A 15,897-nucleotide genomic window follows, 5' to 3' on the forward strand; every position below is an offset into this window, starting at 1 on the left:
CAAAACACTAGGATGACATCATTTAACTAAAGGCGGAGAGATTATTAATAATGAATGTTATTTTTTAAGTAAATCACACGCTCCTGCATATCCATGTGAGCATGATTTTTTCAAATAGATATCTGCCATTCCAGAACCTGGAAATACACCATCACCTCTCATATAAGCCCCTGCCAAATTAAACTCAGCCTGTCCGTTATTTTTAATGGATGCTTTCTCCCACCAGATCACCGCCTCGTGCATATCCCTATTAACACACTCACCTGTAGAATACAGGTTTCCAATATTCAAATATGCCAACTCAAAATCTTTTTGAGCTGAGGAGTTAAGCAAATCCATTATTTTATCACAACGGGCATCTTTCAATAATCCATTTTTATAAAGCATTGCCAAGTCATTCTGAGCAGATGCATTCCCTGCATCTGCTGCCTTCCCCCACCAATAGCCTGCTTTTTTTTATATTTTTATCAACACCTTGCCCATAATAATAGAGCAGACCTAGGTTATTTTGGGCATCTGAATTACCCTGAATCGCCGACTTATTAGTCCAATAAAAAGCTTTTTTATAATCACCAGATACGACCAAATACATTGCACCTAGCTTATATTGAGCTAATGCGTTTCCAGAATTCGCATCTTTTTTTAAGTTAGTGTAGTAGTCGTCGCTAGCCCTTACACTCAAGGTACACGACAGGAAAACAAAAACTCCCAACATCCCATAGAACACTCGCATTGTTTATCTCCATAAAACTAAATATTATATCCATACACAACCATGAAACTGACTATGAAATCCTACAACTCAATCTAACGCTTCCAACCCATTGGATAATTACTTTCCGGATTATAATTAACATTATCAAAGTCCACGGATTCAAAGTCATTATTTATAGAGTGGGCGCCATCTACCTTGTTTTTTTCAAGCCACTCTTTGATGCTTATACACCCGCTAACCTTATATAAATCCATCAATGTACCCACAATGAATACAAAAAAAGTAACAAGAGGAGGAGCCAGTGAACATATAGGCATTATCACATACCAAACTACCCTGTTGTATGTGTAGGGTTCAACACTGCCTTTATTCTTAGATATTTTATAAAACAAATAGATGAACAATCCTTGCCATAAGAGCACAGTTGCACCAATGAATACCACCTCCGTAACTAACCATCCAGCCAGATAACAAGCAATAGACTGAAACAACACTACCATGAATATCTGAAGCAGATTTCTCATCGCACCCTCTCTGGCATCCTGTTACTGCTTATGTTTATCTTGATATTTTTTTGCCTTCTTCATCAGTTCTTCAGGACTGTCAGCCCCCGGCACTCGTTCTTGAGACTCCTTTTCTTTATTATACGTATTCATTTGCGAAGATTGCTCTGAATTATGATGTTTTTGCAGATCAGAATACTGTTTATTTATGCTGCCTTCTTCATCGCGTATTCCTCCTTTAGTATCGGCTATATTCTCTCTCGATGTTGTGAGCATATTATCAACTTGGTCTTTTACATTATTCTGAATTCCGCTGTCCTGTGTACGTTGTTCGATAGTAGCCTGATGAGACTGGTGATCGGCACTAACATCGCTATTTCCACCGCCACCAGAAATGGCCCCCATACCATGGCCAACATTTCCTTTAGCTGCTGAATATGATGCATCAACGCTCGGTTGTACCTGCTCCTGAACAAATCCCCAAGCCAGTTCCCGACGTTTTCCTGCGATTTCTGCTGAGCTGGTATTAGTAAGCAATGTATCTGCATCTTGAGGTGCATGTTTACGGACATACTGGGCAAACTGCTGATTTAGATCCTCGCTCATTTGACCACTCATACTTTCTGTACGAGACGCCATTTCAGCATATTCATGGCTACGAGCCTGACTTGTGGTGTACTGATCATAGCTCTGTTTTGCTGAGTTCAACGATGCCGAAAGTTGATCTGCTCGGGAAGCCGCATTATTGTCCGTATGGCTCCCAGATTCACTGACTTTACGGCTAGTAAAGTAATCACTCGCCTCCTTAAAGTCCTGGGTTGCTTTAGCATCCATATCATGTCGAGCATCATGGCTAGCTCGAGAGCTATTTGTTGCTTGGTGCATATCGTCATCGGAAAAATCAACTCCCGCCTTAACTCCTGCCTGAAACCCTACCCCTCCTCCGGTACCCAGCACATTCAGCCCCATACTTCCTTTAGCATGTGCATCACCATACAATCCGAGTGACGCTCTGGTGCTCCTTGACGCTAACTCTTGAGTGGCCTGTTCATTACTAATATTATGCCCTTTCGCATAGCTTTCTACTGCGCTGCGCATCCTGCTGGCCATCATAGAATCCTGAGCACTCATAGTGCTGTCTGCGCCACTGGTCATTGAATTACTGCTACCACGGTTTGAGCCAAACTGACTAAGCGTATTCCATGCGCTACTCAAACTACTGTTATATCCATGCAATGCACTCTCTGACTGGGTTTGTGCCTCGCGGGCCATTGCCTGCTGTGCGGTTGCAATCTGACGAGTCATGTTGATACTCATAGGAATACGTGACGTAGCACCACTGGAATCTGTCACTACACTACCATCACGCATTTGCGTCGAACTGGCTCCGTTAGCCAACTGTTGGCTCATTTGTCCAAATACTGTTGAGCTATTGGTATTCCAGTTAAAACCACTCACATTTTCTGTCTGCATGTTAGCGTAAGAGTAGTTACCATCAACAGCACCAGAGGCAGCAGTGGCTGCAGGGCTGATAGCGGAAGAGGCCAGATGGCTGTAGAGATTTGAGAACCCCGCCCCCAGTCCCTTCAGCATTCCCCATGCCAGTGGCGGGATAAGCATCGACAGATAGCCTGCCGTGGTAGCGAGGTCTGAGTATTTTATCTGCACCTGTGACAACTCCGAGAGAACCACTGGTGAACCGTTGGCCTTCGCATAGAAGGTCATGCAGCTGTTGAGGATGGCGTAAAGCAGTGGCCAGCTCTGCACCCACATGATAGCCAGCACGTACCCCTTCAGCACATTAAGGGTGACGGCGTTAAACATCCCGCCCAGCACCATCAGGGGGAATATTCCGATGGTCAGACCGACAATCAACGTCTGAGACATAGGTAGTGAGCGTAATGCCACCTGACCGACCGTCGCATGCGCCAGCCGCTGCTTCTCCATCGATGACGTAGTGGCGATATTCAGCAGGCTTGAGGTGTCACCGTTGCGGGCTGCATAGCTCATGATGCCATTTCGCAAAGCGTTCATCGTCACATTCTGACGGACAATCGACGCGGCGCTCTGACCAGCACCATAGAAATAGTTATAGCTGTCCCCGATCATCTGGCTGAACAAAATGTCAGGATTCGGACGTCCGCCAAAAAGCTGACGCACGTAGTAACTCCATGTTTTTCCTCCGGTCTGAGTATCCAGGGCAAGCTTTGGCTTAATTACCGCAGCGGCTTCTTCACAGGTTAAAAACTGATTATTGTTGTTGAATACCCCCCTCAGCGGACTCGGCTTTGAGAAAATCAGCGTATACGGGTCTGCACTGTTCATTAGATCTTCCATGGTATATTTTCCGTTCAGGAAAATATCGCCCATCACGCAGTTCTGCACATAGTCCGTGAATATCGTAGTTATCTCTGGGTTCTGTGATAAAAAGTCCGTACTGCGTGAAACCAGATTCGCCCCAAATATCATGCCGGTTTTGCTGTAGGTGATGCTGTCGGGCTGTGAAAAGACCATTTCATACCCCTGAACAAGGGCATATCCGATTTTGGTGGTCAGCGATGCAGGCAGTGCCAGCCCGACGGGCACGTTATCGACTTTATAGACCTTTGTCTGATTACTGATATCGATTATTTGTACGGAGGTGCGAACACTGACCAGCAGCGACATCAGCACAATGACGCCTGCCCAGCCCAGCATATCCATGATGTTGTGCCGTCGTATCCACGAAATGGCTACAACCAGCACAGAGAAAGCCGTCGCAATACGCCGAATAACAACCCAGTTCTCCGTCGACATGAACGTGACGATGGCATTCAGCGTCTGCGTCAGCCAGTCGCCGCCCGCGATGACATAGATTTCCTGCATCAGCGCGCCCCCCCGAAGTGATAGTTGTTCTGGTAGCGCTGCAGCATGCGTGCCGAGACCTGCTGGCGCATGTAGCTCATCTGGCGGTCAACAACCAAAAGCGCATCCTGCTGTACCTGCACCTGTGCCTGGAAGGAGGCTATCTGCCGCGTGGCTTCGTTGAGGTTATTATTGATGCTGTCGATAACCGCCTGGTCATAGTTTCCCGTTGCCACCATTGCACGGGCCTGCTGGACCAGCTCCTGGATGTACTGGAGAAGAATGTCGTAGCCGATGTAATCGGTTAGCTGATAAACGAGGCTGTTAGAAACCCCCAGCATCTGTGGATCAACCAGGTACTTGAAGACCGGGATGGTAGTACTTGTGATAAATCCCTTCTCTTTCTCGGTTAACTTTAGATCGGCAACGGCTTTATTCTGAATGCTGGAAAGGATGTCTTTTATCTGATTTTTCAGTGCATTTTTCTGGCTGATCGTGACATTAGCATCGGCAACCACCTTCAGACATTTATCGCTGTCATTACAGTGATACACCCGTGCAGTCCCCCCCTCCATCATGGCCCGAATAAGGTCGCGATCGGTCGTTCTTGCCGGAAGCGGGGTTATATTACCCTTCTCATCAAAGACCATTGTTCCGGTCAGGGTCATGATGAACTCCTTAAGCTCTTTATTCCCGTCAAACATGCGGTTCTTTCCGAGCGCATTCCAGATGACATTGATATTCTTCGTTATGCGCTCTTTATCCTTATCACTGGCCTTATCACGGACCTTATCCATGCTTCCCCCCACCGTGCAGCCCTGGCGGGATGCCGCCCAGTCGGCAAACATGTTGCTCTCACCGGCAATGTCCTGGCAGACCTTCTGCTGGGAGACCTGAGTGCGCGGAAACAGACCGCCGACAATCCCCTGCGCCGCCTGGCAGGAGCTGAGGTTCATGCTGTTAATGTCGCTGGCCATCTTCTGCAGGAAGTCTTTAGCGGTCTTGATTTCCGGTACCGTGGTCTGCAGCGCCAGATCGAAGAAGTATCCGGCCGCATTGGACATAATCTGCTTGGCGAAACGCTGCAACTGATCGCTGTTAATAAAGCTGAAGGAGCCCAGATAGGCATCGATGCCGCCGCAGCCGGCGTTGATGTCGGGCAGCGTCATGGAGATAAGCTGGACGGTTTTCACCTGCGTGCGCGCGTAGAGTGAGCCGCCCGTGGCGTAGCCCGCGGCCTGGCCCTGCCAGACCTGTGGCTGGCTGGTGTTGGACGCAAAGCCCAGCTTATTAAAGAAGGTGTTCATGTCACTGTTCACGTCGGCACTCACGCTCGCTGAACACGCAAGAAGGAGGCCACACAGTATGGAGAGAGGTTTACGGACGAACATCGGCACCCTCCCGACTCGCCTGCAGGGCGAGTTTTCCCATTTTTCGTTTTAGTATGAACATTTGCCCTTTCGTATAAAGCGAGTTCAGGATTGCATAAACGCCACCTGCAACGGCAAGCCCGCCGCTCAGCGCGATAAATATCAGTGGAATGGCGTACATCAACACGTTCCACAAATCTTTCAGCTGCAGGTGACCGTCCCTGAGCCAGTCGCCGACGCAGGCATTGAAAACGTATGTCATAAAGACGCGCGACAGCACGCCGGCAATGAGCAAAATGCCCGCCCACTCAGCATAAACGCCGAACCGTGCGTCCTCTTTCCGTGCCCTGAGCGCGATTAACTCTGGCGTCGTAGCTCTCTGAAGCATTCCGGAGGTCATCATGTCGTGTTCCTCTGCATTGTTCTGATCAGCCATTGTTACCCACTCCACGCATCTGAAGGACCGTATCCATGCGGGCCATAAAGCCCTGTTCGTCGGTCGCGCCCTGCAGCAGGGGCAGGGCTTCAAGGGTGTTTACGTTGACGAGAAAGGTGGTTGGCGTGGCCACGGGCAGGTTAGGGAAAAAGGTTTTCATCACCTCCGGCGGCGCGGGCAACGCATCGGGAAAGGACGCATCCCCCTGACCGTCGATGGTGTAGGCCATCACCCCAAACCCCACCCGTGCCGACAGCGACTTCAGGACCGGATCAAACTGGTGGCAGTACGGGCAGTGTCCCTGCATAAACAGCACGACCTTCCAGTCGGCCAGATTGATCTGGCGGCCGTTGCTGAGGCGGTACCAGACCGGCGGCTTCGCCGGAAGTGGCTTAACTTCAGGGTCTTCCGGGGATGTTGGCAGAGATCCCGACGTTCGCGCCCCCTGTGGATGCCATAACGATTTGATCTCGTCCATTGTGGAAGCCTGTGTGGCCAGGCAGAGGGACATGAGCGCCACGGTAAACACGGTATGTCTAAGGTTCATGTCGGCATCCTCCGGCATCACGGGCCTTTTCGGCCTCACGGGCGGCATCAATCCAGCGGTTGATGATGCGGTAGCCCCCCCAGAGCGCCATCGATACGCCGATTATCTGCGCCAGAATAATGGCCATCTCCGGCTCGCGCCGGACCAGGCGGGAAACAATGTGAAACCATATCCCGAGGCTCAGCACCCATAATCCGGGCACGTCGAACTCAGGCAGGCGAAAACGGAATTTGCGCATGCGAACTCTTCCTGTATTAAAAGTTGGGGGCAAAATCTGTGGAAACGTTGAGGAACTGCTTCGCCAGGTCATCCTGGCTGATAAAGCCATACGAGACGGGTTTGACCGCCCCGCTTTTAGGGTCGGCCAGCATCAGCGCCGGGAAGTAACGAATACCCAGCCGGCTGGCCTGTCCACCGTCCATTCGGGTATCCGGCAGGAGTGGATTCACGATACCGTCCACGGAAACCGGAATGACGCTGAGGTGATACGTTTCGCGGAAGTTTTTAATGACCTGAACCAGCTGGCCGTCGATCGGGTCCTGTCCGCGGTAGAAGAACATCACGCCATAGTGCTGAGCCAGCGTTTCAATGGCGCGGCGCTGGTCGGCAAAGTCCGCCGCCAGCTGGTTGCGCACGGTACCGTTGTAGTGGCTGTGCTGCAGGTTGTAGTCCAGTTCGGGGTGCTCGAGCATGGCTTTTTTGGCGCTCATCGAGAACAGCCCGGCCTGCTGCGTCCAGTAGTTCTGCAGGCGGAAGTAGCGGGTAAAGTTCTCCACGCCCGGATACAGAATGGCCTCGTACATGGCGCGCTTCGTGGCCTGCTGAAGCGTGGCAAGCTTCTCCATGATGTCCGGCGAGGCCTGCTGAGGCTGTGTTGAAGAGGATTTGTCGTCCTCCGGCGTTCTGCGCGTTTCGTTGTACCACTGCCAGCCGGCATCTTTTCCTGTGGCGGTAAAAACGCTGCCAAGAAGCAGCAGCGCTAACGCTGTCTTTCTCTTTTTCACTGGAACCTTCCTTATCCCGAAGCAGGTCGGTTATCGTTTGAAAAGCGGGTTTAACAGCCACGCCAGCAGAACTCCCGCCACGAAAAGCACAACCATCAGCGCCATAAAAAACACATCGATGCGGGTTGTTTCATCAACGATATTCCCGCGCCAGTAAAGCACCGGTGAGGCGACAATCAGGCTGATGATAAGGCGTCCAGTAAATCCTTTAATTTTCATGATGGAGAGTCCTGAGTGAGTGATGAGTGGCTTACTGTTTGTTCTTCAGTTGCGCGGCGATTTCCTCGCGGACGCGCTTCGTCAGGGTGTCGTTATCCGGGATTTTCTTGTTCTTTTGCAGATCGTCGAAAAAGTTTGAGAAGTCGAGTTTGTCGAACTTGATTTGTTGCAACTCAGTCTGGGTGATGCCGCGACAGTCCGGGCTGCTGGCCTTGCCAAAGCCGATGTGAAGCTGACCGTTACGTCCCTGCTGCTGCACAATCTGGGCAAGCTTTGAGTCAAACTGACAGTAGCTGCGCTTCTTCTCGAGACAGACGCCGAGCACTTTTTTTGAACAGAACTCACCGATACTGACCGTGAGCTTATTCTCTTTGGCCTTGCCCAGCGCTTTCTCCTCGCTGCTGCACCTGGCAAGCCCGACGTCCTGGCCCCAGCCGCCGTCCTTACAGCAGTTGCTGAAGCCTGCCGCAAACTTCTTGCAGAACTTCGCGCTGCCGGTAAAGGCGCGTACGTTAACGCTGTTAATGGCTGCCACGTCCTTGCCCGCAGCGGCCAGCGCGGCGAGTGCCGAAACGACAGGTGCAAAATCGTTGTTTTTACCGTTCTGCGCCCGCTCACAGTCACCATCGAGACAGAAGGTGTCGCCGCCACATATCATCACCTGGCCGGAAGTACGTGTTTCACAGGAGTACGTCGCGTATTCATGCAGGCAGCCGCTGCCGTCTTCTGCCGTGAAGGCGCAGGTGCGTGAGGCAAGCGTACAGGCCGGATTGTTCATGTAGGTTTTGCAGGTGCCATTGTCAGCAGCCTGGGTCATATACGTGTCTTTGTACTTCCAGCAAGCCTGCGTGACCGGGTATGACACGCCGTCAACCACCACCGTTTTTGTGCTCCCCGGCTCAATACATTCCGTCTTTTTGAGCGTACCTTCGCTCTTGCTGAACGGGCAGGATTCGTTCCAGACCACGTCTGGTACCCATTTTTTGGCGGGAATTTCAATCTGGAGCGTAACGGTGAAGCTGTAGCGCATATTGCTGTGCTTCCAGATTGAATCTGTAGTGGGATTGTTTCTCCTGGTACGAATGGAAAACACCATCCCTGCGCCTTTCTTCAGCTGCATGCCGCTACTCAGCGCCAGGCTACCGGTATCGTTATCCATGGAAATCAACCCGAAAGGCGTGGTTACTCGCATAAACCAGTTAGGATTACTGAACGCCAGACGTTTATTCCAGGAATAGGTGGCTGTTGCAGCAACAACCTTCCCTGTCACCGGCGCAGTCCATGTTCCTGTGTATCCCGCTTCGGAGGAAGCAAACGAAATATTCTGAGACTGGATAACAATCTGTTTTGTTTCAGATGTATCTTCATAGTGGCCGGTAATGCTGGCCGTGCGCGTACAGGCCTGCTCAACCAGCAGGTCGCGCTCACAGGTATAGTTGGTGAACTCACTGCGGCTGATATTCTGCGCTTCGCACTGCGTCTGCCCCGTTTTGCCGATGATGGTATCAGCGCGGGACTGGACATCCTGGCTGGCCTTAATAAACGGCGCGTCGGGCGAAATGGGCTCCTTCGGGTTGTTAACAAACGAGTCGGTGACGGCTTTTGTAGCCTCATTAGTAGTCCAGCCCGTGGTACCGTCCGCTTTCAGCGCACCATCACCGGTCGCCGTCACACCGCCATAGTACTTTTTCTCACCGGGTGAGGCGGTATAGTTGGGGATAGACGCTGAGGGGTTAAAGTTTTTCAGGCTGCTCTCACCCTGCCCCTGTACCTGACGGGCAAAATCAGCCCCCGCCCTGTACTGCGCGTCAGCATCGGCAAATGCATTCACGCTTGCCATCGTGGTGGCAATGGCCAGCACCGACATCAGTATTGCTCTTTTCATCGGGCATCTCCTTTATTAAGCAGCTGTTGCGCCTCATCCCTGCACTCGCCCTTCCCCACCACCTTTTCCAGCGCCTGCTTCAGATGAAGATTGCCGCGAATCACGTCGTGGCCCGCCTCGCAGTACACCACCAGGGACGGCACGCTGGTGATCCCGTACTCACGAAAGCGGGTCGGGTCGATGGCGACGCCGCTGGCTGAGCCGTCCTGAACAAGCGCCATCACGGCGGTTGCCGTCGTTTTCATGTCGTTGTTGACCATACCCCGCAGGGTGGCGGGAATATCGTAGCGGCGGGCCTCGGTCAGCATGCGCTTAAGCCCCGCCTGCGGGATGGCAAAGGAGACGAAATACAGGGCACCGTGCGTGGGTTTATCCTGCTGGTCCTCGCGCTGGCGCTGTTTCAGCTCCCCGATAAAGCGGGCGTCGTCTGCTGAAAGAGGGTTCTGGCGCACCTGCTGCTCCAGCATCTGGCGCAGCGGCGCGTTGTCCTGCCCCCTCAGCTGCTGGCTGAAAGACTCCTGCTGACGAATAAACTCGCGGTTCGCCTCATCAGCCCCTGACGCCAGCGCAGTGCAACAGTATGCTGACAGCAGCAGCGCCGCCGTCAGACCGGACAGAGTTTTCATGGAAGTTTCCTTTTTCTCAGAGGAAGACGCAGTTGCGCTTGCGCCAGAGAAGATAGCCGTAGTTTTTCTTCGTGTTCGGCGGGTTACGCCCCGTTTCCCAGCGCATGACCGTTCGGCCGAAGGGATGGCACTGCGCCACGTCCGGATACATATTCACCATCTGATAGCGCCAGCGCGTTTTGGGAATAATGGGTGACGGATACTCGAAGCAGACCTTTTTATCCTCCCCGACGCTCTCCATTATCTGACCCTGACGGTGCAGCTTGAACGCCATGCGCTCGCTGACCAGAACGGAAGACTGCAGGGGGCTGGACTCATTGCTCACCCAGCCGTTAAAGGGATACATTGACCCCTGCGATCCGGCACACCAGAACAGCGCGTCAACCGACGTTTTTGCTGCACTGGCCACCGCGTCGGCCGCACATGCGCCCTGCGCGATGGGGTTGGCAAAAATGACCGCCTCCGGATTCAGAATGGAGGTCAGGGCGCTGTCCCCCCATGTCGGGTCGATTTCAGACAGGTATCCGATATCCAGATCGCCGCCCTGCAGACACCCGAGGGAGGTGATGATATTGAGCCAGTACGTCAGCGGATATTTGTACCAGTGCACGTGGTAGAACGCGCCATTGACCTGTTTGTCATCTTTTTTGGCGGTGCCCATCCCCATTTTCCCGAGATTAACGGTGAATCCGCCGAGGTTCACCATGCAGCCCGGAGAACGTGCCACATCGGTCATGGCCATCGGCTCCCAGTACCCTATTGCCAGGCCAACGCGCTGAAATACCGGCGGTGGCATGGGACAAAACTGTATCGGGCTACCGGGATTGGACGTGTCCGGTAAATCCCCGCCCGTGACTTTTGTGCTGCCGAGCGACAGGGGGAACATGCAGCGCCAGCAGATATCGGTGATCGGATTGACGAAGCGCCCTTCGCAGGCGGCGTCCGCCGCTGCCATGTGGCTGTTACCCCACAGAAGCAGCCCGAACAGAGAGACGGTCAGCATTTTCACCGGACACCTCCTGCATCATGCTGCGCCATATCGGGCGGAATGATTTCCACCTGCAGGCGCTTTCCGCTGGGTGCCGCCGTTACCCGCGCCGGCACCTGGCTTATGCCGAACCGGGCGGTCAGCACCCCGTTCTGGTCGAAGAAAATGCGGCTGTCGAGCTTCTCCGACGTCTGCGGAATGTTGCCCTGAACCAGAATGATGCGGGTGATCAGGGTGTCAGGCTTCTGTCGCTGTACCCACGCGAGCTGCTCCGCATCGTCGCCGTTGATAAACAGCAGGGTTTCGTTAAACGGCACCACATCAAGCGGATTAAAGACCTGCCCCGCCTGAGCAAACACGTTGCCCCTGTCGTCGGCAAGCGCCTTGTCCACCCGCACGCTCGGGTCAAACCAGCGCCGCTCGTAGCGCACCGCGCGGGTTATTCCCTCAACGGCAGGCGGGCGCTGGCTGTTGCGCACCACGCGCGCCTTAAACTCCGCCATCTTTTTGTCCATCTCGCCGGACTGCGCCAGCGTCTGCAGCCGGCTTTCGATAACGGTCAGCATATCCGGCTCCGCCACCGGCCAGAGATCGCCCCACGTCCCGAGGTCAGCGGCCGTCACGCTGCCGGTCAGCAGCGTCAGGCCCAGGGCAAGGGCGCGCATCACCCCCCCTCCTTCATCCGGCGGGCCACGTCAGTCTGGATTTCACGCGTGATATCCGGCGCCCCCTGCACCACGGCAGGTGCGACAAGGATGAGGGCACGATGGCGGACCTGCCAGTCCCTGAGGCTGGCCTCCAGTGACGCGTTAAAGCGGTCTGAAAGTGCTTTTGTCTGCGCCTCGTCCAGTGAACGGCGACCGGCGCTGTCAAAGAAGGCATCCACCGTGGATTTCATGTTGAAGGCCACAACCACAGGACGGTTAAGCTGGCAGACCAGCCAGCTGATGCCTGCGCCCGCAGCCAGCGTGCCGGCAATCAGCGCGGCGTTAATGAGTACGTGTTTTTTCATGAGATGGTCTTCCCTTCATGCTCGTGAAGCCAGCGCTCCAGCGCGGCCATTTCCGGCCCGGATTTTTTCCACGCCAGCTCCCAGACGGCTTCGTGAATACTCAGCCCTTCCCGGCGTCGCTGCTGCAGAAACTCAAAGTCCGGACCGTCCGAGGAGTACATTGCCCGGCTGAGCGGATCGACGAACAGGCGGTGCCAGGACGTCAGGTGCTCAACCGACAGCATAAAGCTGCTGAACCAGTTGTCCTTCGCGCTGCCAAAACCTTTAATCATGTCGCGCTGCAGCTGCGAATACTGGTCCGGGTACAGCTGGTTGTACTTGGCGAACTCTTTGGCGGACTGCTTGAGGATAATTTTGTAGGACGAGTTACCCCATGCCGCGCGGGCGGCGCTGGAGGCCGTTTCCGAGTCAAAATCGACGATGTTCTGCGTAATGGTGATGTACGAACCTGTATGGCGGCGGGCGGTACGGTAGCCCTTCTCGATAAACGCCCCGACCTTGTTGTTCTTGAAGTCCAGCAGGCGCCAGCCTTCGTCTATCACGTTGAGCTTCTTCAGGCTGCGCGGCGTGCGGTACATGCGGTTCTCAATGTAGAGAATGAGCGAGAACATCACCGCCACCAGGAGGGACGGCCTGTCCTCCAGTCCGCCGAGCTCAAGCACCACCATCCGGGCTTCGTCCTTCAGGGACGGTTCGTCGGAGTTGAAGTAGCTGCCGTACACCCCGTCGCGGGTGTACTGGGTCAGCAGTACCACCATCTCATCGAGGCGGCTGCGGATGGTTGGCGATCCGCTGTACTCCTCGCTGTCGCGGGCCATCATCAGGTAGTCCACCACGTCGTCAATGCGCGCCTGGTTTTTCTTCGTAAGCCAGGTGGCCTTCACCGCCTTGAGCAGCAGACCTTCGTGCACCTCGTCCAGGTTGCCGTTGGGGCTGGCCATCACGGACAGCTGGTCCCGCAGGCGTTCGGCCATCTCATCGATGGTATCGTCGGTGACGTTAGCGAACGGATTAAACTTCAGCGTCTCGCCGTCGAGGTAGACCCCGCCCATGTTCTCGCACAGGGACTTGTAGCCGTCGCCCATGTCGAACACCACGGCGAAGCCGCCGGAGTCGATAACGCTGCGTATCAGGGGCTGGATAAGCCCGGTTTTCCCCGCGCCGGAGGTGCCACACACCGCCATATTGAAGTTGGTGTTACCCATGCCGCGGCTGAACAGGTCGATAAACGCCAGCTGGTTGCGGTAGGTCGGTGCCAGCAGGCCGGAAGTGGCCAGCGGGCTGTCCGCCACCACCGGCATCAGATTGGCGACATTAAAGCTTTCGGCGCGCTGCAGCACGCCGGACTCGCGCAGCTGCTTAAAGAGGCCGCCGCCCGCCATAAACGGCAGATTCACGAGAAAATTGCGCATATGGTTAAAGCGCGGGGAAATCAGCTCGAAGCCATTTTTACGGAAGCTGTTCAGTACGTCCTGCTCGACCTTCAGCGCAGTTTCCTGGTCATCGCGGCAGAAGAGGGTCACGTTCAGAAAATAGCTCACCAGCGAGGACTGCCCGGACGACAGGCGCTGGCGCAGATCGCCCCACTCTTTTGCCTCCTGCGCCACGCCCGGGAAGAACTTGGCGTAGCTGGTCTTGGACTTCTTCTCAAGATCCATGAACTTCAGGTTGGCCTCGTTCTGCGCCTTTACCTGGTCTTCCACGCTAAGGACCAGCGTCAGGATAAACGGGCACGAAACGGACAGTTCCGGGTTGAGAAGGTTGCTGTAGTTGTCGGCCATATTCCAGAGGAAGGCCAGCTCCGGATTTTTGGTCAGCTGGAAGTTCATGATGCGCGCGGTGCTGTTGCGACCGTTACCGCGCAGCCCCAGCGTCATGTAGTCGGCCTTCACCTTCAGGTCAAAGGTATCGTCCACGCACTGGTAGTTCAGATCCTTGAGCGGGTCCAGTTCCCGTTCGGTGGGATACAGCGCATCCGGGTTGTGGTTAATCATTTCGCCCGCAATGCGGATAAAGGCATCCGCATCCACGCTGCGGGTGGCTATCTGCGCCCCCTGCAGCGAGGCGCGGATGATTTTGACCTGGTTTTCCATCTCCATCACGCTGGCCTTACTTCCGCGCTTACGGGGGACGCAGCAGGAGATGTACACCCGGTAGTTACGCAGGGTCAGCGGCAGGTTGAGGTGATCGGGCAGCGGGAACCCTTCTTCTGCGGCCCTGAGATAGTAGGCGCGGGTGATGGCGTTGAACGTATCAGCCTTTTCCCCCGTCCATGAGAGCTCGCGCAGGCCATACTCGATATCCTGACCCACCAGATGGCTGGACACCAGGTGAACGGCCACCGGCACCTCGCGGGGCAGCTTGGTGCGCATCAGGTTTTCCAGCGACGAAACGATAGTTTCGTTGGCGCCGTTGATGGGCTGCGCCTCGAGCATAAAGCCCATCGTCTTTTCGTTCATGAAGAGGCCGGTTTCCGCATCGTAGTCGCGGTACGGCAGCACGCGGCTAAACTGCGGGAAGCGCATCTGCCCGAGGACATCGTTCGCCTCAGAGGACGCATCGGGCATCTTCAGGGCCGTCAGCAGCGAGTTGACCGTGCGGGTGACGGAGTCCAGCGGATTACTCATGATCCCCCTCCTTTTTATTGTCGGCCGTTTTGACCGCTTCCGTCGCAGGGGCCGGGCGGCTGGCGGGGATACCGTAGCGAAAACGCACTGAGCGCATCTGACCGTACAGGCAGAAATACGGACGGCATCCCATAAGCAGCGCCGCCCCTGAAAACACAATGGCCATCACAATCCACAGCAACTTAAACGCACTCAGCGCCCCGTCAACATGACCGGCATATCCTTTAGCATCGGTGACGACGCTGCCCCGGTCATGGCAGACGGCAGAGGGAGCGTCATGCAGCGTGAGGCCGGAGGACTTGTTCTGCGGAGCAGGCGGTATAAAGGGTTGTAAAGGTTCATCACGGCAGACCGCAATACGAAACTCGCCACTGCTGACGTTATGCGTGACGGCCATAATTTCCTGCGCCATCGCCTCTCCGGGCGTGGTGTTATCCATCCACAAAAGCATGGCAACCAGCAGCATCAGCGTGGCGGCAGGCCAGATAATCAGATAGTGAAAAGCCCAGGCAAGCCATCTAAGGCAATACAGCAGGACGGACAGAAGCTTAAGCATCATTCCCTTTACCTCCGGGATTCAGCGGAAACCAGACGCTGCAGTTGTGTCTGATAGCCTCCGCCAGCCTCTCCCCGTCCTCTCCGCTGTACAGCGCTTTAATCCGGCTGACGTCAGACTTCGCCAGGAAAACCCTCATCTGCTGTTTTGTTACGCTCATACCTGAGCCTGCTTTACCCAGGAACAGACCGTGCCCACGCTGCCGTTGCATTATGTGTTGAGAAATCCCAGCCTTCCCGTCAAGGGCGGGAGCGCTCTGCTGAGACGCTGAAAGCCAGAAGTCGCGCTCTGCGGCATTAACACAGATGACACGCATCCCCATCGCCTCGCAGCAGGCCGCTATATCGTTAAGGTGGCGGGTCTTACCCGGACCGCTGTTACTGTTGGTTGTCATGATGTTCGTCTCCTGGTTTTTTGCCATCGTTCTGAATGTCTTTGCGCAATTCACGCCAGTCGCGGAGTTGTCGTTCTGATAAAAAGGTCCGCATAACCTCAACGCTGATGGCTGTCTTACCGCTACCGGTTTTCCCCACGACCATCACATTGGTTTTTCTTCTTCCCATCG

19 protein-coding genes are annotated in these 15,897 nt (G+C 54.5%); all 19 read right to left on the minus strand.

All coding sequences use genetic code 11. The annotated features are described in order from the left end of the window. Positions 1-57 precede the first annotated feature (57 nt). Entirely contained in the window at positions 58-387 is a 330-nt protein-coding gene (locus L3069_RS27135; protein WP_223856629.1) for a tetratricopeptide repeat protein, read from the minus strand. Positions 388-394: 7 nt separating this feature from the next. Beyond that, entirely contained in the window at positions 395-733 is a 339-nt protein-coding gene (locus L3069_RS27140) for a tetratricopeptide repeat protein (RefSeq protein WP_032072912.1), read from the minus strand. A 74-nt stretch (positions 734-807) separates the two neighbouring features. Then, complete coding sequence (locus L3069_RS27145; RefSeq protein WP_008324118.1) at positions 808-1,239, minus strand: entry exclusion protein; 432 nt, start codon at positions 1,237-1,239, stop codon at positions 808-810. A gap of 21 nt (positions 1,240-1,260) precedes the next feature. Next, positions 1,261-4,083, minus strand: coding sequence for a conjugal transfer mating-pair stabilization protein TraG (gene traG, locus L3069_RS27150; RefSeq protein WP_008324119.1), 2,823 nt, complete (start codon positions 4,081-4,083; stop codon positions 1,261-1,263). After that, complete coding sequence (gene traH, locus L3069_RS27155; protein ID WP_016247527.1) at positions 4,083-5,453, minus strand: conjugal transfer pilus assembly protein TraH; 1,371 nt, start codon at positions 5,451-5,453, stop codon at positions 4,083-4,085. The genes traG and traH overlap by 1 nt, the downstream gene beginning before the upstream one ends. Continuing rightward, the gene (locus L3069_RS27160) at positions 5,440-5,868 is read right to left on the minus strand and encodes a hypothetical protein (RefSeq protein WP_008324122.1); all 429 of its coding nucleotides are present in this window, start codon (positions 5,866-5,868) and stop codon (positions 5,440-5,442) included. The genes traH and L3069_RS27160 overlap by 14 nt, the downstream gene beginning before the upstream one ends. After that, positions 5,861-6,415, minus strand: coding sequence for a type-F conjugative transfer system pilin assembly thiol-disulfide isomerase TrbB (gene trbB / locus L3069_RS27165; RefSeq protein ID WP_008324125.1), 555 nt, complete (start codon positions 6,413-6,415; stop codon positions 5,861-5,863). Before trbB ends, L3069_RS27160 begins: the two co-directional genes overlap by 8 nt. Beyond that, a complete protein-coding gene (gene traQ, locus L3069_RS27170) occupies positions 6,405-6,653 on the minus strand; it encodes a type-F conjugative transfer system pilin chaperone TraQ (protein WP_016479982.1) in 249 nt (82 codons plus the stop codon). Before traQ ends, trbB begins: the two co-directional genes overlap by 11 nt. Positions 6,654-6,669: 16 nt before the next feature. After that, positions 6,670-7,419, minus strand: coding sequence for a type-F conjugative transfer system pilin assembly protein TraF (gene traF / locus L3069_RS27175; RefSeq protein ID WP_008324127.1), 750 nt, complete (start codon positions 7,417-7,419; stop codon positions 6,670-6,672). Between the two features lie 30 nt (positions 7,420-7,449). Next, positions 7,450-7,638: a conjugal transfer protein TrbE gene (gene trbE / locus L3069_RS27180; protein WP_008324128.1), complete on the minus strand. Its 189-nt coding sequence runs from the start codon at positions 7,636-7,638 to the stop codon at positions 7,450-7,452. 31 nt (positions 7,639-7,669) lie between these two features. Further along, a complete protein-coding gene (gene traN / locus L3069_RS27185) occupies positions 7,670-9,523 on the minus strand; it encodes a type-F conjugative transfer system mating-pair stabilization protein TraN (RefSeq protein WP_016479983.1) in 1,854 nt (617 codons plus the stop codon). Next, positions 9,520-10,149 carry a type-F conjugative transfer system pilin assembly protein TrbC gene (gene trbC / locus L3069_RS27190; RefSeq protein ID WP_008324130.1) on the minus strand — a complete coding sequence of 210 codons (630 nt, stop codon included), beginning with the start codon at positions 10,147-10,149 and terminating at the stop codon, positions 9,520-9,522. The genes traN and trbC overlap by 4 nt, the downstream gene beginning before the upstream one ends. A 16-nt stretch (positions 10,150-10,165) precedes the next feature. Continuing rightward, positions 10,166-11,152: a conjugal transfer pilus assembly protein TraU gene (gene traU, locus L3069_RS27195; RefSeq protein WP_042934586.1), complete on the minus strand. Its 987-nt coding sequence runs from the start codon at positions 11,150-11,152 to the stop codon at positions 10,166-10,168. A gap of 2 nt (positions 11,153-11,154) precedes the next feature. Further along, a complete protein-coding gene (gene traW / locus L3069_RS27200; RefSeq protein ID WP_008324132.1) occupies positions 11,155-11,802 on the minus strand; it encodes a type-F conjugative transfer system protein TraW in 648 nt (215 codons plus the stop codon). Then, positions 11,802-12,149, minus strand: a complete 348-nt coding sequence (trbI, locus tag L3069_RS27205) for a type-F conjugative transfer system protein TrbI (protein ID WP_008324133.1) — start codon at positions 12,147-12,149, stop codon at positions 11,802-11,804. Before trbI ends, traW begins: the two co-directional genes overlap by 1 nt. Continuing rightward, positions 12,146-14,776 carry a type IV secretion system protein TraC gene (gene traC / locus L3069_RS27210; protein WP_008324134.1) on the minus strand — a complete coding sequence of 877 codons (2,631 nt, stop codon included), beginning with the start codon at positions 14,774-14,776 and terminating at the stop codon, positions 12,146-12,148. The genes trbI and traC overlap by 4 nt, the downstream gene beginning before the upstream one ends. Continuing rightward, positions 14,769-15,335: a conjugal transfer pilus-stabilizing protein TraP gene (traP, locus tag L3069_RS27215; RefSeq protein WP_008324135.1), complete on the minus strand. Its 567-nt coding sequence runs from the start codon at positions 15,333-15,335 to the stop codon at positions 14,769-14,771. Before traP ends, traC begins: the two co-directional genes overlap by 8 nt. Further along, positions 15,325-15,726 (minus strand): hypothetical protein, encoded by a 402-nt coding sequence (locus L3069_RS27220; protein WP_016479985.1) that lies wholly within the window; start codon positions 15,724-15,726, stop codon positions 15,325-15,327. Before L3069_RS27220 ends, traP begins: the two co-directional genes overlap by 11 nt. Then, positions 15,710-15,895: a hypothetical protein gene (locus L3069_RS27225; RefSeq protein WP_008324139.1), complete on the minus strand. Its 186-nt coding sequence runs from the start codon at positions 15,893-15,895 to the stop codon at positions 15,710-15,712. Before L3069_RS27225 ends, L3069_RS27220 begins: the two co-directional genes overlap by 17 nt. Positions 15,896-15,897: the final 2 nt, after the last annotated feature.

Origin of the sequence: Enterobacter cloacae complex sp. ECL411 (assembly GCF_021869665.1) — a bacterium.
Classification (GTDB): Bacteria; Pseudomonadota; Gammaproteobacteria; order Enterobacterales; family Enterobacteriaceae; genus Enterobacter; species Enterobacter intestinihominis.

Excerpts from the sequence above, each read along its gene's own strand:
- traC (WP_008324134.1), bottom strand. The coding sequence starts at position 14,776 with ATGAGTAATCCGCTGGACTCCGTCACCCGCACGGTCAACTCGCTGCTG.
- trbC (WP_008324130.1), bottom strand. The coding sequence starts at position 10,149 with ATGAAAACTCTGTCCGGTCTGACGGCGGCGCTGCTGCTGTCAGCATAC.
- traU (WP_042934586.1), bottom strand. The coding sequence starts at position 11,152 with ATGCTGACCGTCTCTCTGTTCGGGCTGCTTCTGTGGGGTAACAGCCAC.
- L3069_RS27145 (WP_008324118.1), bottom strand. The coding sequence starts at position 1,239 with ATGAGAAATCTGCTTCAGATATTCATGGTAGTGTTGTTTCAGTCTATT.
- L3069_RS27225 (WP_008324139.1), bottom strand. The coding sequence starts at position 15,895 with ATGGGAAGAAGAAAAACCAATGTGATGGTCGTGGGGAAAACCGGTAGC.
- trbI (WP_008324133.1), bottom strand. The coding sequence starts at position 12,149 with ATGAAAAAACACGTACTCATTAACGCCGCGCTGATTGCCGGCACGCTG.
- L3069_RS27140 (WP_032072912.1), bottom strand. The coding sequence starts at position 733 with ATGCGAGTGTTCTATGGGATGTTGGGAGTTTTTGTTTTCCTGTCGTGT.
- L3069_RS27160 (WP_008324122.1), bottom strand. The coding sequence starts at position 5,868 with ATGGCTGATCAGAACAATGCAGAGGAACACGACATGATGACCTCCGGA.
- traP (WP_008324135.1), bottom strand. The coding sequence starts at position 15,335 with ATGATGCTTAAGCTTCTGTCCGTCCTGCTGTATTGCCTTAGATGGCTT.
- trbB (WP_008324125.1), bottom strand. The coding sequence starts at position 6,415 with ATGAACCTTAGACATACCGTGTTTACCGTGGCGCTCATGTCCCTCTGC.
- traG (WP_008324119.1), bottom strand. The coding sequence starts at position 4,083 with ATGCAGGAAATCTATGTCATCGCGGGCGGCGACTGGCTGACGCAGACG.
- traH (WP_016247527.1), bottom strand. The coding sequence starts at position 5,453 with ATGTTCGTCCGTAAACCTCTCTCCATACTGTGTGGCCTCCTTCTTGCG.
- trbE (WP_008324128.1), bottom strand. The coding sequence starts at position 7,638 with ATGAAAATTAAAGGATTTACTGGACGCCTTATCATCAGCCTGATTGTC.
- L3069_RS27135 (WP_223856629.1), bottom strand. The coding sequence starts at position 387 with ATGCTTTATAAAAATGGATTATTGAAAGATGCCCGTTGTGATAAAATA.
- traW (WP_008324132.1), bottom strand. The coding sequence starts at position 11,802 with ATGCGCGCCCTTGCCCTGGGCCTGACGCTGCTGACCGGCAGCGTGACG.
- L3069_RS27220 (WP_016479985.1), bottom strand. The coding sequence starts at position 15,726 with ATGACAACCAACAGTAACAGCGGTCCGGGTAAGACCCGCCACCTTAAC.
- traQ (WP_016479982.1), bottom strand. The coding sequence starts at position 6,653 with ATGCGCAAATTCCGTTTTCGCCTGCCTGAGTTCGACGTGCCCGGATTA.
- traN (WP_016479983.1), bottom strand. The coding sequence starts at position 9,523 with ATGAAAAGAGCAATACTGATGTCGGTGCTGGCCATTGCCACCACGATG.